The 14,050-nt window shown below is 44.5% G+C and carries 13 protein-coding genes; 5 read left to right on the top strand and 8 right to left on the bottom strand.

All coding sequences use genetic code 11. The features are described 5' to 3' along the window. Positions 1–21: 21 nt before the first annotated feature. From DN752_RS13600 to panC, 3 genes are read right to left on the bottom strand one after another with little or no spacing between them, the layout of a single operon-like run. Complete coding sequence (locus DN752_RS13600; protein WP_112784452.1) at positions 22–1,038, bottom strand: lysylphosphatidylglycerol synthase transmembrane domain-containing protein; 1,017 nt, start codon at positions 1,036–1,038, stop codon at positions 22–24. A gap of 1 nt (position 1,039) precedes the next feature. Then, the gene (gene panD / locus DN752_RS13595; protein WP_112784451.1) at positions 1,040–1,387 is read right to left on the bottom strand and encodes an aspartate 1-decarboxylase; all 348 of its coding nucleotides are present in this window, start codon (positions 1,385–1,387) and stop codon (positions 1,040–1,042) included. A gap of 30 nt (positions 1,388–1,417) precedes the next feature. After that, complete coding sequence (panC, locus tag DN752_RS13590; protein WP_112784450.1) at positions 1,418–2,275, bottom strand: pantoate--beta-alanine ligase; 858 nt, start codon at positions 2,273–2,275, stop codon at positions 1,418–1,420. A gap of 126 nt (positions 2,276–2,401) precedes the next feature. Between panC and DN752_RS13585 the strand changes: the two genes are divergently transcribed. The 4 genes from DN752_RS13585 (at position 2,402) to DN752_RS13570 (ending at position 7,739) form a co-directional block, all read left to right on the top strand. Next, complete coding sequence (locus DN752_RS13585; RefSeq protein WP_112784449.1) at positions 2,402–3,217, top strand: glycogen/starch synthase; 816 nt, start codon at positions 2,402–2,404, stop codon at positions 3,215–3,217. Next, positions 3,141–4,598 carry a DUF4270 domain-containing protein gene (locus DN752_RS13580; RefSeq protein WP_245949217.1) on the top strand — a complete coding sequence of 486 codons (1,458 nt, stop codon included), beginning with the start codon at positions 3,141–3,143 and terminating at the stop codon, positions 4,596–4,598. The genes DN752_RS13585 and DN752_RS13580 overlap by 77 nt, the downstream gene beginning before the upstream one ends. Positions 4,599–4,649: 51 nt before the next feature. Next, positions 4,650–6,491, top strand: a complete 1,842-nt coding sequence (gene glmS, locus DN752_RS13575) for a glutamine--fructose-6-phosphate transaminase (isomerizing) (protein WP_112784448.1) — start codon at positions 4,650–4,652, stop codon at positions 6,489–6,491. Positions 6,492–6,800: 309 nt separating this feature from the next. Then, entirely contained in the window at positions 6,801–7,739 is a 939-nt protein-coding gene (locus tag DN752_RS13570; RefSeq protein WP_112784447.1) for a DMT family transporter, read from the top strand. 32 nt (positions 7,740–7,771) lie between these two features. Here DN752_RS13570 and DN752_RS13565 read toward each other — a convergent pair whose 3' ends face one another. The 5 genes from DN752_RS13565 to DN752_RS13545 all read right to left on the bottom strand — a co-directional run bounded on the left by DN752_RS13565 (position 7,772) and on the right by DN752_RS13545 (position 13,553). Then, on the bottom strand, positions 7,772–8,845 hold the full coding sequence (locus DN752_RS13565) for a DUF3810 domain-containing protein (protein ID WP_112784446.1): 1,074 nt from the start codon (positions 8,843–8,845) through the stop codon (positions 7,772–7,774). Positions 8,846–8,931: 86 nt separating this feature from the next. Further along, the gene (locus DN752_RS13560; protein ID WP_112784445.1) at positions 8,932–9,516 is read right to left on the bottom strand and encodes a NifU family protein; all 585 of its coding nucleotides are present in this window, start codon (positions 9,514–9,516) and stop codon (positions 8,932–8,934) included. A 153-nt stretch (positions 9,517–9,669) separates the two neighbouring features. Continuing rightward, on the bottom strand, positions 9,670–11,004 hold the full coding sequence (locus tag DN752_RS13555) for a dicarboxylate/amino acid:cation symporter (RefSeq protein WP_112784444.1): 1,335 nt from the start codon (positions 11,002–11,004) through the stop codon (positions 9,670–9,672). Between the two features lie 18 nt (positions 11,005–11,022). After that, on the bottom strand, positions 11,023–12,105 hold the full coding sequence (gene aroC, locus DN752_RS13550; protein WP_112784443.1) for a chorismate synthase: 1,083 nt from the start codon (positions 12,103–12,105) through the stop codon (positions 11,023–11,025). After that, a complete protein-coding gene (locus tag DN752_RS13545) occupies positions 12,105–13,553 on the bottom strand; it encodes a BatD family protein (protein WP_112784442.1) in 1,449 nt (482 codons plus the stop codon). Before DN752_RS13545 ends, aroC begins: the two co-directional genes overlap by 1 nt. Before the next feature lie 116 nt (positions 13,554–13,669). Here DN752_RS13545 and DN752_RS24925 point away from each other — a divergent pair, with 116 nt between their 5' ends. Further along, on the top strand, positions 13,670–13,858 hold the full coding sequence (locus DN752_RS24925) for a hypothetical protein (RefSeq protein ID WP_112784441.1): 189 nt from the start codon (positions 13,670–13,672) through the stop codon (positions 13,856–13,858). Positions 13,859–14,050: the final 192 nt, after the last annotated feature.

Here is a 14,050-nt window from a genome sequence, read left to right as displayed (position 1 = left end):
ATTTTTGTCTGTTTTAAACGCTTAATTATTACGCAAATGCCCCGCCTGTGGTTTTGTTATGACAGAAATTTTTGCCACGGCCAAGAGGCTGATGACTCCAGCCACCAATACGATCAGCACTTGTGAACTATGGACAATCACTGCAAATATTTTGCCCTGCTCTTCAGTCAGACCATATGTCATTAAAATAAAGGCTACAAGCGCATGAAAGGTCCCTATTCCGCCTTGAACTGGCGCTATCATACCTATACTACCCATCACCATGACCATCAGCACTGAAGAAGGGGACAGATTGGCAGTACTGGGGATGGCCTTGGCAATAAAATACATCATCAGGAAATAAATTATCCATATCCCGACAGAGGCAAGCCAAAATCCTTTCCTGTTTTTCATCCGCTGGACACTTTTAAGTCCACCTACCAACTCCCTCATAAAATGATGGAATTTTTGTACCAGACCATGGTCTCTGTATCTATTGACGACCCAATAAACAACGATCACTACCAAAACCACCGCACTGATCAACAGCGGAAGGTATTCCTGAAAGGCCAGCTTTATGGCTTCCATAGAGACCAGTTCCTGTGCCAGTCCAACAAATATTTCCCGCTCCAGGACAAATGCCAGAAATATCACTAAAAGCATAAATAGCAAATCCACTGAACGTTCCAAAATAACCGTTCCCAGCAATTTGCTGAGCTGAAGTTTCTCTGTTTTTTTTAGGACACCACAACGGGCCACCTCTCCAGCTCTGGGGACCAACATGTTCACTAAGTAGCCAATCATAAGTCCATAAAAAGCACGTAGCGTAGGCAATTGTTTCTCCAAATCAGCATCTATCAGTAATTTCCAACGCCACGCTCGCACCCCAAAACCAATAATGGAAATGCCAATGGACATACCAATCCAAAAAAATGAAGCCTGCTGAAGTGCTTCCAACAGGCTTTCCATTTTGACATCTTTATATAAGAACCAAAAAATCCAAATGGCCACCGCAAGCGACACGACCACCTGAATCCATTGCTTTATCGTTAGTTTCAAGTTAGATTAATTTATTGGAGTCATCAGGAAATATAACTACTGGCTTATACTTCTTGGCTTCTTCAAAGTCCATGGAAGCATAGGAAATAATGATCACCACATCACCTACTTGTGCTTTTCTGGCTGCAGGGCCATTCAGGCAGACCATACCACTGCCGCGCTCACCTTTGATCACATAAGTCTCCAGCCGCTCACCATTATTGACATTGACGATCTGTACTTTTTCGTTTTCAATTAAGTTAGCCGCGTCCATCAAATCCTCATCAATAGTGATACTTCCCACATAATGAAGTTCCGCCTGTGTAATCTTGACCCTGTGAATCTTTGATTTCAATAACTGAATTTGCATCGCTTTATAAATTTGCCACAAATTTAAGGATTAAATCGATAAGTTGTCGATCAGCCTCACATCTCCTACAAAAGCCGCAGTACAAATAGAGGATTTCTGCCCCTCCATTGGAGCCTTCAAATCTATCTCTGAGATCATTTCAAGGCTATTTGTCCTTACCAATTCGAAATATTCCAACTTCACTCCTGGCTCCTCATTAAATTTATGTGATATTTCTTTCTGTACCTCAAACCATGACTTGCCAGCTAAAAGTTCCTTTCTTGCCTGTACCAACGAGTCATAAAGAATAACAGCCCGCTGACGATCTATAGCAGACAGCCTCCCATTTCTGGAAGACATGGCCAATCCATCCTTTTCCCTGCAAGTAGGTATCACGACCATTTCCACTCCAAAAGAAAGGTCCTCCACCATTCTCCTTATAATGGCTACCTGCTGAAGGTCTTTCTGTCCAAAAAATGCCTTGTCGGGCTGAACAATATGAAACAACTTGGACACCACCACGCCTACGCCATTAAAATGCCCCGGCCTGAAAGCTCCCTCTAAGATCCGTTCCAAATTCCCAAAATCAACTGTCAAAGCTGTCGGCTGTGGGTACATCTCTTCCACTTCAGGGAGAAACACATAATCAACCTCTTCTTTCTCCAACAAGTCCAAATCCCCCGCCACCGTTCTGGGATATTTCTCAAGATCCGCTGGATTATTGAATTGAGTGGGATTGACAAAGATGGAAACCACTACGATATCGGTAGCAGACATGGCGTTTTTCACCAATTTTAAATGCCCTTCATGCAGGGCGCCCATTGTGGGCACTAAGCCGATCGACTGGCCTGCTTTACGATGGGCAAATAACTGTTGTTTAACTTCTTGCTTGGTCTTTAGAATTTTCACGTCTTATCATTTACACTTAGCAAAATAGGAGCAAAAGTAAATTATTCTAGACAATATCAACGGGTTTTTGTATTTTTTTTTGTATCTTTGTAGTCCCGTATTATCCCTCAACAAAAAAAACAAGATATGTCCAAACTTCGTATTCTCTACGTAGCAAGTGAAATCAATCCATTTCTTCAAACCTCAGAGGTAGCTAACTTCGTTAGGGCCTTGCCACAGGCCATGCAGGAAAAAGGAATGGAAATCCGTATTCTTGTTCCGAGATTTGGTTTGATCAACGAAAGAAAGAACAGGTTGCATGAAGTAGTAAGGCTTTCAGGAATCAACATTTCTGTAGGGGAGGAGGAAAAACCATTGATCATCAAGGTGGCTTCCATTCCTAACGCAAAGCTTCAGGTATATTTTATCGATAACGAAGACTATTTCCAGCGCAAAAGCGTTTTCCATGATAAGCAGGAAAAATTCTATGAAGACAATGATGAAAGAGCCATTTTCTTCTGCAAAGGGGTTATCGAAACCGTCAAGAAACTGGGATGGGCCCCCGACATTGTTCACTGCAATGACTGGATGACCAGCTTGATTCCTTTGTACCTGAAAACCACTTACAAAAACGAACCGTTATTTAAGAGCACAAAATCCGTGTTCACTATTTATAATAACGGATTTAATCATAAATTTGGCGATGATTTGTTGGAGAAGGTAAAAATGGTCGATATCGACGACAGTATCCTCTCACCATTGAAGTCAAAAGATTATGAAGGCTTCGTGAAGATCGGTATGGAGTATGCTGATGTTGTCATCAAAGGCAACGAAATCTCCGACAGTCTAAATCAAATTATTGAAGAGTGCTCTAAAGACAAAAAGTGTGATATTAACAACGAAGACGAAGAAGAACAACTTTTCGAAAGTTATTACAACATCTATACAGAATTGGCAGGCTAAGCTTGCCGGACTGTTATTACTTTCTACGCCATTGATCTATGGATGTGAAGACCCATCTGATATCGGATTGGTACTGGATCCAGAGGCTAACAGAATAGGGGTTTTCTATGCAGAAATACCCCTTTCTGCTTATTTGGTATCTGCTGACTCACTCAACACCACCAACTCCGGCACCCTAGTGGCAGGTGGAGACATCAGTGATTATTTTGGCAGAACAGAGGCTACTGCTTATAGCAGACTTACTTTTAGTACCTCTGCCACTATCCCTGAAAGTGAGGCCATCCTTGATTCTGCCAAATTCAGCTTGGGCATTGGGTCCCTGACGGCAGAGGATCTTGATGAAGCCAAAACCTTCTCAGCATATAAACTTACCGAACCTATCCTGGACACGGCCTATTATAATTTTGACCACTTGGCATATGAGGAGGCTCCATTTGCTGCAGGATCTTTTATGCTAAAGGAGAACTCCGACACTGTGGTATTCATGAACTTGGAGGAAGCCCTTGCCGATGATTTGTTCACCAAACTAAAAGGGGAGGATCCAGTGTTTAATGATATCTTCTCCTTTCGGGACTACTTCCCTGGATTTGCTCTGAAAGGATCTCCAGAACAGCAAACCACCATCAATGTAATCAGAGAGGAACATAACACGGGATACACCAATACCGGTATCAAACTGTATTACAGGAACAGTGAAGAAGATACCGTTTCGAGTGTTTATTCCATTTATACCAATGGCGTCAGACATTTCAATAGCATTACCAATGACCCTTCGGGCACACCTACATCCATCGTCACGGAAAAAAACACCGCTTATGATGTAGGTGATTTGGTAGGCAGCAAAGCCTTACTGGGGCACATGGTAAAACTGAACATGGAGCCACTATCAAACTTCCTGGATACTTTAGGGAATGTGATCTTCAATAAGGCTTCCTTAGAAATGGGACCTACCGAAAACTTCCCTGACAGCAACATGCCTATCCAAGGCATGATCCAATACCTCGCGGATGACAACAACGAAATCCTCAGAAGGGAAGATGGCGCTCCCTATAGTGTACAACAAAAGGGATATCCACAAACGACCACTGATGATGACGGCAATGTGGTTCCTGTATTTACTTCTGGAGGTGCCAATCCACTGGCCTTCAACACTGAAAAATTCATTTACACTCCTGCAGATTCCCGATATGGCATTACTGACTATGTAGATGCTCTCTATAGGACGGATGTCGTACGCACGGATTTACTGTTATATCCTGCTTCCATCACCTATTCAGGGAATAGTATAGTGGCTTCAAACAGCCTTACAAGATCCTTACGAGAATACATTGTCAATCAAAATTCGATAACCCTAAAAATCTATTATACTAAACTTAGATAATCGATCATGAAATAATTAGAAATTAAATTCGGACCCTAATAAGTAATTTTTATGTGTGGAATTGTTGCCTATGTTGGCAAGCAGGAAGCCCTGCCTGTCATCATAAAAGGCCTAAAACGCCTCGAATACCGAGGCTATGACAGTGCCGGTGTGGCCTTACTAAATGACGCCGGACTCAATGTTTATAAGAAGAAAGGGAAAGTTTCCGAATTGGAAAACTTCATCGAAAGCACCCCTAACCTTCACTCTCACATCGGGATAGGACATACTCGATGGGCCACTCATGGCGAACCCAATGATGTCAATGCCCACCCGCATTATTCTTCATCGGAAAATTTCGCCATGATCCATAATGGCATCATCGAAAATTACGAAGTTCTCAAAACCGACCTTATCAATAAAGGGTATACCTTCCACAGTGATACTGACTCGGAAGTGTTTATCAACTTTATCGAGGACATCCATCAAAACAACAACTGCAGCTTGGAAGAAGCCGTTAGACTGGCACTTCACAAGATCGTAGGGGCCTATGCCATTGTATTGATGAACAAGGAGGAACCTGACACCTTGATTGCGGCCAGAAAAGGCTCTCCATTGGTCATTGGTGTGGGAGAGGGAGAATTTTTCTTGGCTTCTGACGCCACCCCCATCGTGGAATACACCAATCAGGTTGTATACTTGGATGATTACGAAATTGCCGTCATCCGTGACGCCAAGCTTCAGATCAAAACGATCGAAAACGTCGAAACCCACCCGTATATCAATAAGCTGGACATGGAGCTCGAAGCCATCGAAAAAGGCGGCTACGAACACTTCATGCTCAAGGAGATCAATGAGCAGCCCCGTTCCATTGCGGATTGTATGCGGGGAAGGTTGGACTCCAGGGCCGGTCGACTGATTCTAGGTGGCTTGCGGGACTATATGAACAAGTTCCAAAATGCCGACCGTATCATCATCACCGCTTGTGGCACCAGTTGGCATGCAGGGCTAGTGGCAGAATACCTCTTTGAGGAATTTGCCCGTGTTCCTGTGGAAGTGGAATATGCCTCGGAATTCCGCTATAGAAATCCGGTGATCAACAGCCGTGACTTTGTCATTGCCATCTCCCAATCTGGGGAGACAGCAGATACCCTGGCGGCCATCGAGCTGGCCAAGCAAAAAGGCGCCACGATCTTTGGCGTGTGTAATGTGGTGGGATCATCCATTGCCCGTGCGACCCATGCGGGCTCCTACACCCATGCTGGTCCTGAAATCGGCGTGGCCTCTACCAAAGCCTTTACTGCACAGATTTCTGTTCTCTCCATGATGGCACTGATGCTGGGCTATCAGCGAGGTACACTTCCTGAAAGTAAATACATGGAGCTGCTCAGCGAACTGGAAGCAATCCCTTCAAAAGTCGAAAAAGCACTAAAGCTCAACGAACAAATAGAGCGAATCGCTGCACAGTACAAAGACGCCAGGAACTTCCTTTACCTTGGAAGAGGATATAACTTCCCTGTGGCACTGGAAGGAGCGCTAAAACTAAAGGAAATCTCCTACATTCACGCCGAAGGCTATCCTGCAGCTGAAATGAAGCACGGTCCTATCGCCCTGATCGATGAGGAAATGCCAGTGGTATTTATCGCCACACAGGACAGTTCTTATGAAAAGGTGGTCAGCAATATCCAAGAGGTGAAAGCCCGGAAAGGAAAAATCATCGCCGTAGTTACAGAAGGTGACCAAACAGTGAAGAAAATGGCCGACCATGTGATCGAAATCCCAAGGGCCCATGAGGCCTTTGTACCGCTGATTTCCGTGGTCCCACTTCAGCAACTTTCCTATCACATCGCTGTGATGAGAGGCTGTAATGTGGACCAACCAAGAAACTTGGCCAAATCGGTTACTGTGGAGTAAAGGTTGGGAACCTATTATTCACAATTGAAACAGGCTGTGGGCATTCGTTCACAGCCTGTTTTTTTTACCCGGTATGCTCACCCAATAAAAGGGATCAAGCAGAAAAGTTGATGGATTGGGGATGGTTCGGTTAGAACGCTGATTACACAGATGATTAAGATTTGCGGTGATTTTTTTTAAACTGGAAAAGAATTTTTAACCCAATCTAGGCAAACAAAAAAACTGAAGGGTGCAACTATCCATTTCAATGCGTTGTTATGGAAAAACTTAACTTTTAACATGTTATCAACCTGAAAACCCTACCCAAATATGACATCAAACACTACGGAAAATCAACCGTTGAGAAGTTGGCTCCTATTAGGCTTTCTTTCACTGGTTTGGGGCAGCTCATTTATCCTGATCAAAAAGGGATTATTGGTCTTCTCCCCTGGTGAAGTGGGTGCCTATCGAATTGTCTCTGCCGCTGCTGTATTGCTCCCACTATCCCTGCCAAGAATCCTAAAACTAAGCAGAAAACAAATCGGCAATCTCATGGTAGTTGGCTTAGTGGGCAGTTTCCTGCCGGCCTTCCTCTTCGCCAAGGCACAGACCCAGCTGAGCAGTTCCATCACAGGAGTCCTTAATGCCCTCACGCCCCTCTTTGTGGTGGTCATCGGGGCATTGTTTTTTAAGTCAAAAATCACCTTCAGAAATGGTCTAGGTTTGCTCATTGCCTTTATCGGTGTCATTGTCCTTATTAGCGTTAAGGAAGGCAGCAGCATCTCCAGTTTATCTTCTATTAATGCTTATGCACTATTGGTCATCTTGGCGACCATCTGCTATGGCATCAACCTAAATATTATCAAACATTGGTTTGAAGCCCTAAAGCCGGTAGAAATTACGGCTATTTCGTTGTTGCTAGCGCTCCCGGTAGCCTTGGGTTATCTTTTCATTCAGACTGATTTCACGTACAAACTGGCCCATGTCGAAGGAGCACCACTGGCAGCTACCTACCTGACCATTCTAGGAGTACTGGGGACGGCCGTCTCGCTGATCGTGTTCAATGGCCTGGTTAAAATCGCCAGCCCTGTATTTGCCAGTACCGTCACCTATCTTATTCCCATCGTGGCCATAGCCTGGGGTGTATTGGATGGAGAAATGTTTCTTCCTGGACACTTCCTTGGAATGATAGCGGTCATTATTGGCGTCTGGGTAGGAAACAAAAAACCCAAGAGAAAACGGCTCGCCGCTACCGCCAAATCCACCTAGCGTAAAGAATTGGGATGGGCACTTATTACTATCTATTTCCCCTTCAACTTATTCCTCCATGCATAGGCCAGCATAGGTAATTGGGCATAGCTTTTCACGCCTGCTTTGACGCCTTGGGATTTGAGGAAAAGGTCATTTGACCGTCTACTGAGTTCCAGTGAAAACGCTTTGATCTTTCGATGATTTTCGGAGATATCGATCAGGTCATTCCTGAGTCCCTTATCCATTGTCGGTAAAAAATGGCGATAGCCATCTGGATCCAGCCTGTAAAGATCATTCAACTGATAGCTCAGCAATCTCAAGTGCCCCGAATATTGTAAAAGTGGATTATCACTGTGACTACAGATCACCCACCCGATAAAATTGGCTTCCCCCTCGTCGGTGACTCCATAGCTATGAGCCATTTCATGGGCTATCGTAAAGGGTTTTTCCAGCGGATGTAATGTCGGATCAATATAACTTTCCCCTACGAAAGGGAAATAAATACCCAAAATCCCAAGCTTTCTCAACAATCCCTCCGGGTAAAGCTGCTTGGTTCGGGGATGACCTGTAAAGTTGAGCCCCATCATGTACAGATTTTCACGGATATTTGCCCTGACCACATCTTCCAACTCTCCGTAAGGCAGCGTGCTGCCAATAGCTACCGTATCTTCCGTGATATTCCCCCTGACCTGGTGAAGCAGATCCCTGGTCAGGATAAGCTCATTGAGCAACGTTTCTTTCTCCAAAGCCAATGGCTTTAGCCCAAGTTGCTCAAAAATGGGCACACGTTGATAGTTAAAGCCCCACAACACCAAAAAAAAGAATATCAATAATCCGATAAAATTTAAGAAACACCTTCCGGTAAACAACAACTTCCTTTTCCATCCATTCCGCTGCACCACTTTCCAAAAATACCCTCCCAGTGCCAATAACAAACCCAGAAAAAACACATAGACCGTGGGAAAAGGCAACCGGGCAATAGAAACATCAATGACATTACGGACTACAGGAAAAAACTCCCGCGAATAGGCTCGTTCTGTAGCCTCAGGAAACTGGACAGCAATAAAACGGATGACCAGGCACACCAGCCCCAAAATCACCCAAGTCCAGTTTTTCCTAAGCATATATTTTCAATGATTTTTTATCAACTACTTTAGCAAAAAAAAAGCCATCCGCTCTGGCGAATGACCTTATCTACAAAATTATTTTTTTAAACCCCTTCTGCCTCCACAGACTTCACATCATCCGGCAGCATTCGGGTAAGGAGATTTTCTATCCCGGCTTTTAGCGTTACTGTACTTGAAGGACAGCCTGAACAAGCTCCTTGCAAAAGCACCTTGACCTCTCCATCTTGGAAGCTATGGAAAGTAATGGCTCCCCCATCCTGCTCTACTGCCGGACGTATATATTCATCAAGGATTCCTTTGATCTTTTTGACCACTTCACTATCATTCTCGTCAAACAGCGGATCCTTGTCCAGCACCACATCAATGGCCGGCTTTCCAGACTCTAGGTATTGTCTGATATGGTCGCGGATAAAGTCCTGCACTTCTGGCCACTCCACTTCTTCGGTTTTGGTCACCGTCACAAAATTAGAGGCGATAAAAACACGCTCTACCGCTGCAAAATTGAACAGCTCTTTTGCCAACTGGGAATTCTCTGTGCTCTTTTCATCTGGATAGTCAAAACTCACTCCCTCGTCCGTCAACATAAAATTGACCACAAACTTCAGCGAATTCGGATTGGGATTTGCTTCCAGATAGATATGTACGGGCTTCTTTTGCGCTTGTAACATGATTATTATTTTTAGTTTTCTTGCGAAAATCTTATAGTTATAAATTGGCCATCAGTAACCGCCTCGGCTGCTTTCACATGAAAGGTTCATTCATAGCGGTTTCTAGCAATTCAAACAGTAAAACCGGTGATAAGTTCCTTATCTACTGCAAATTTATGAATCTGATGTAGAAGTCAATGGGTTAGCCTCTCTGATCAGACCGTCAGGAAGCTCTCCTTCGGTACTCGCCACCACCGTACAGACGGTAGCATCACCGGTGACATTCACCACTGTCCTGAACATATCCAAGATCCTATCCGGAGCCAAGATCAGCGCCAAACCCGCTGAGGGCACCCCTATCGATTCCAATACAATCAAAAGCATAATCAAGCCAGCACCGGGTACACCTGCCGTACCAATGGACGCCAAGGTAGCCGTCAGCACGATCATCAACTGCTGCGTAAGTGTCAGGTCTAGTCCCAGCGCTTGGGCGATAAATACAGCTGCCACCCCTTGATACAGGCTGGTACCGTCCATATTTATCGTCGCTCCCAGTGGAAGTACAAAACTACTGACTTCTTCGGACACCCCTATTTCTTCTTCTACCTGCCGCATGGTTACTGGCAAGGTCGCAGAGCTGGAACTTGTAGAGAACGCCAACAACTGCGCAGGCCTTAGGGCTTTAAAGAAATCTTTGTATTTCACTTTGGTGAACACCTTCAGAATGGTCGGGTACACCACAAAAACCATCAGTAACAGTCCGGCCACTACCAAAAGACTATATTTCAGCAATGCAAACAACAGCTCAATAGCAGAGTCGGGATTATCACCGGCGATTTCCACTATCAGGGAAGCCATCAGCGCAAACACCCCATATGGAGCAATCAACATGATGTATCCTACGATCTTGATGATGACGTCATTCAAGCCATCAAAAAAGGCAATGACGGGACTGGCTTTGGACTTTGGGATTTCTAGTAGGGCAATTCCCACTAAAATCGCAAAGAAAACTACCTGTAGCATACTTCCATTATCGGTAGTAGCCAGAAATACATTTTGGGGTACAATATCGACCAAAGGCTTCAAGGGACTCTGCTCTGCCAATTCCGCTGCTTGGTTGGTCTTATCACCTACCACATCATCATACAGTGCCATGAGGTTTTCACGTGTCTCAGGTGGCAGGCTTTTGCCTGGCGCAAATATATTGACCAGCAAGAGCCCCACAGTCACCGCAATGACAGTGGTCATCATGTATGCACCAATGGTCTTACCACCAATCCTTCCCAACTTGGTGATGTCGCCCAAATTGGACACCCCTACGATCAGCGAGGCCAGTACCAAAGGTACTGCGATCATTTTAAGCGCATTGATAAAGATCGTACCAATGGGCTTGATAAAATCAATCGTAAAATCTGGTGAAATCTGAGTCTTGATCACGATCAGACCAAACACTAGGCCCAAAACAAGGCCGATGATGATCTGCGTGTGAAGGGGTATCTTTTTTAGCATTTTATCTGGGTTAAATTCCTAAACATCCAATTTATTCAATCGCTTTAACAATAAGAAGTCCGCTAGTACCAAGGCCGCCATAGCTTCCACGATCGGTACTGCTCGGGGAACTACACACGGATCATGCCGGCCCTTTCCGGAAACAGTCACTGCATCTCCTGTCTGGTTGACACTCTCTTGGTCTTTCATAATGGTCGCCACAGGCTTAAAAGCCACACGGAAATAAATATCTTCTCCATTGGAGATCCCACCTTGGATACCTCCTGAATTATTTGTTCTGGTCCTTACCCGCTCTCCATCCATATAAAAAGCATCATTGTGCTCAGATCCCGACATGGTCACCCCTTCAAATCCACTACCATATTCGAATCCCTTCACGGCATTGATGCTGAGCATGGACTTGCCCAAATCCGCATGCAAGCGGTCAAAAACGGGTTCTCCGAGTCCCACCGGAACGTTCTTTGCCACACAGCTGACCACACCACCTACGGTATCCCTGTTTTTTCTGATCTCATCTATATAGTCAATCATGTCCTGGGCCACCTCCGGATCGGGACAGCGAACGATGTTTTTCTCTATCTCTGCAAAATCCAGCTCTTGGTAAGGCTTTTCTAATTTGATATGACCCGCTTGGGACACATAGGCATTGATCTCTACCCCTATATGCCTCAGGAACAGCTTGGCTACCGCACCGGCAGCCACACGGGCGGCTGTTTCACGGGCGCTACTTCTCCCTCCTCCTCGGTAATCGCGCACACCGTACTTTTCTTGGTAGGTAAAGTCCGCATGGGAAGGCCTGTACTTATCGGCAATATGGGAATAATCCTTGCTTTTCTGATCAGTGTTCATGATCACGATAGCAATGGGAGTTCCTGTGCTCTTTCCCTCAAAAACCCCAGAAAGAATCTGGCATTCATCTTCTTCTTTTCGCTGGGTAGTAATTTTGGATTGGCCGGGCTTCCTCCGTTGTAGCTCCTGCCTGATAAATTCCTCATCAATCGGCAAACCTGCCGGACAGCCATCTATGATCACTCCTAGCCCCTTCCCATGCGATTCGCCGAAGGTGCTTATCTTAAATACTCTTCCAAATGAATTCCCCATTACCTCTTTTTAATAATCAATACGACCAGTAGAATCACTGCACCGGCCAATAGTAAGTTGATAAAAGCCGAAAAATAATACTTAAATCGTTCGTTTAAAAGCTTATTGTCTTCAAGTTCGATTAAATCATAAATCCCACCAAGCCTGGTACCCGAGATGGCTTGGTTGATTTTACTTTCTCCCACCACATCCAAAACCGCATTTGGCCTTAAAGTATCGTAGCTCGCTTTATCTGTGTTAAAATAAATCCACTCAAAGTGATCGGCCAATTTCACCTCTCCCGGCTCATTAATGGTGATATAATACTCAAACTGCTTGATCCCTGTCACACGCCCGCGGCCCCTGTTGATCTGTTGGCGTTCGTTGGGGTCATAGGTGTTGAGCTTTTGGATATTTTTCTTTCGGGGAGCCTTGATAGTGCTGATATTCCCTTCCCCGGTAATCCCAAAATCATACGTAACGCCTTCTCCTGTTTCCACCTTTTTGGTCTCAAAGTTTTCACGTATCCTGTACACCCCTACACTCACCTCATTTTTAAGCGGATGGGGAGGTAGTGGTTTGACATAAACTGCCTTGCCCGGAGCATGAAAAGTCTTGAAATCCTGCTGGCGATTATTACCAAAGAAGGTAGGGTTCTTGGCAACCTTATATTTGATCATTTCCCAGTCGATAGAAGGCAGTTTTACCTCGCCTACATTGAAGGGATAGAAAGTCGACTCGTACACTTTGAAGCGTGTCCAGTTCTTGCCGTCAATGGTCACTCGTTCAGGCTGGATATTCGTAATGTTAAAATTTTCTTCCCAAGCATTGGTGGGCTTTATTTTTTTGACTATTTGTTCCAATTGCTTACCGGGTTCGTGAAAATCAAACGGTGCTTGGTTAGCTTCCGACATGTAAAAAGCCAAGCTGACATTAAAGCCCTCTCCCATGTAAATACTGTCCTTATTGACGCTCATGGCAAAGAAAGCCTCATCATCAAGCTCTATAAACTCTTGCTCCTGTCGCTCACTCCCGCCAAAGAAATCATCAAAAGGATCGGTTCGCTGACGTTGGCGCTGTTGGGACTGCTTGGAGTCGGTAACCTTGATGGTTTTGCCCGGTGATGGCACACTTTCACCATTGATCTGCACGGTAAAATCCGGCAGGGTAAATGACCCTTTTTTGAGCGGTCTGTAATACTGGACGATACTGTTGGTACTGCTCACCTGTCCATTGATCACGTTCATCGAGGAGGACTGGGACACCCCTTGCTTTTGGAATCCCGGAATCTCCGGAAATTGATCATAAGACTTTATTTTTTCATTAGAAATGGTTATTTTTACGCTGAACGTTTCATTCAACCCTATTTCATCTGGGCCTAGTGCAACTTTTACTTCCTGAGCATAGGCATAGGAAAAAACCATCGTCCAAATGAATACTAGGGCAAAGTAAAATTTCGTTCTTTTCATAGGTAATCGGAATGCTTTAGGTTGCAAATTAACGAGTATATTTTAAACGCAACAAATTCAAAGTATTGTCGTACCAATAATAGTATTGTTTAACCAACATAAAAAATAAATGAGCCATGATAGAATATGTTAAAACCATTTTGCTTAAGGTGAGTTTTGACAAGAAACTTTTCGAGAAAGAGTTAAGAAAGGGCCTCAACATGCTGACGCCTCACGAGGTTCAAGATTTCAAAACTTGGTGTTACAAAACGTTTTCAAAAATTTACTTGGGAGTGCTCAATAAATATTTTGTAAAACTTGCCTAAACATATCGGCCCCGCCTAGCGGGGCTTTTTATTTTTAGTGAATTTATAAGCGCTAGGAAGATGGTTACTGCTAAAACAAGGAGATTATTTTTGATATTTACCATGGGAGTTGCCCACGGCTAGGGATGTTACGCCCTTTCAGGGCTTTCCAATTTAAGAAAAAAATCAGCGCTCTATCCAAACCGCACCCAA

Source organism: Echinicola strongylocentroti (assembly GCF_003260975.1).
GTDB classification, from domain to species: Bacteria; Bacteroidota; Bacteroidia; order Cytophagales; family Cyclobacteriaceae; genus Echinicola; species Echinicola strongylocentroti.
The sequence above is the reverse complement of the archived record's forward strand: the minus strand, read 5'-3'. Positions and strand labels throughout refer to the sequence as shown.

Excerpts from the sequence above, each read along its gene's own strand:
- panD (WP_112784451.1), bottom strand. The coding sequence starts at position 1,387 with ATGCAAATTCAGTTATTGAAATCAAAGATTCACAGGGTCAAGATTACA.
- DN752_RS13585 (WP_112784449.1), top strand. The coding sequence starts at position 2,402 with ATGTCCAAACTTCGTATTCTCTACGTAGCAAGTGAAATCAATCCATTT.
- glmS (WP_112784448.1), top strand. The coding sequence starts at position 4,650 with ATGTGTGGAATTGTTGCCTATGTTGGCAAGCAGGAAGCCCTGCCTGTC.
- DN752_RS13570 (WP_112784447.1), top strand. The coding sequence starts at position 6,801 with ATGACATCAAACACTACGGAAAATCAACCGTTGAGAAGTTGGCTCCTA.
- DN752_RS13565 (WP_112784446.1), bottom strand. The coding sequence starts at position 8,845 with ATGCTTAGGAAAAACTGGACTTGGGTGATTTTGGGGCTGGTGTGCCTG.
- DN752_RS13560 (WP_112784445.1), bottom strand. The coding sequence starts at position 9,516 with ATGTTACAAGCGCAAAAGAAGCCCGTACATATCTATCTGGAAGCAAAT.
- DN752_RS13555 (WP_112784444.1), bottom strand. The coding sequence starts at position 11,004 with ATGCTAAAAAAGATACCCCTTCACACGCAGATCATCATCGGCCTTGTT.
- aroC (WP_112784443.1), bottom strand. The coding sequence starts at position 12,105 with ATGGGGAATTCATTTGGAAGAGTATTTAAGATAAGCACCTTCGGCGAA.
- DN752_RS13545 (WP_112784442.1), bottom strand. The coding sequence starts at position 13,553 with ATGAAAAGAACGAAATTTTACTTTGCCCTAGTATTCATTTGGACGATG.
- DN752_RS24925 (WP_112784441.1), top strand. The coding sequence starts at position 13,670 with ATGATAGAATATGTTAAAACCATTTTGCTTAAGGTGAGTTTTGACAAG.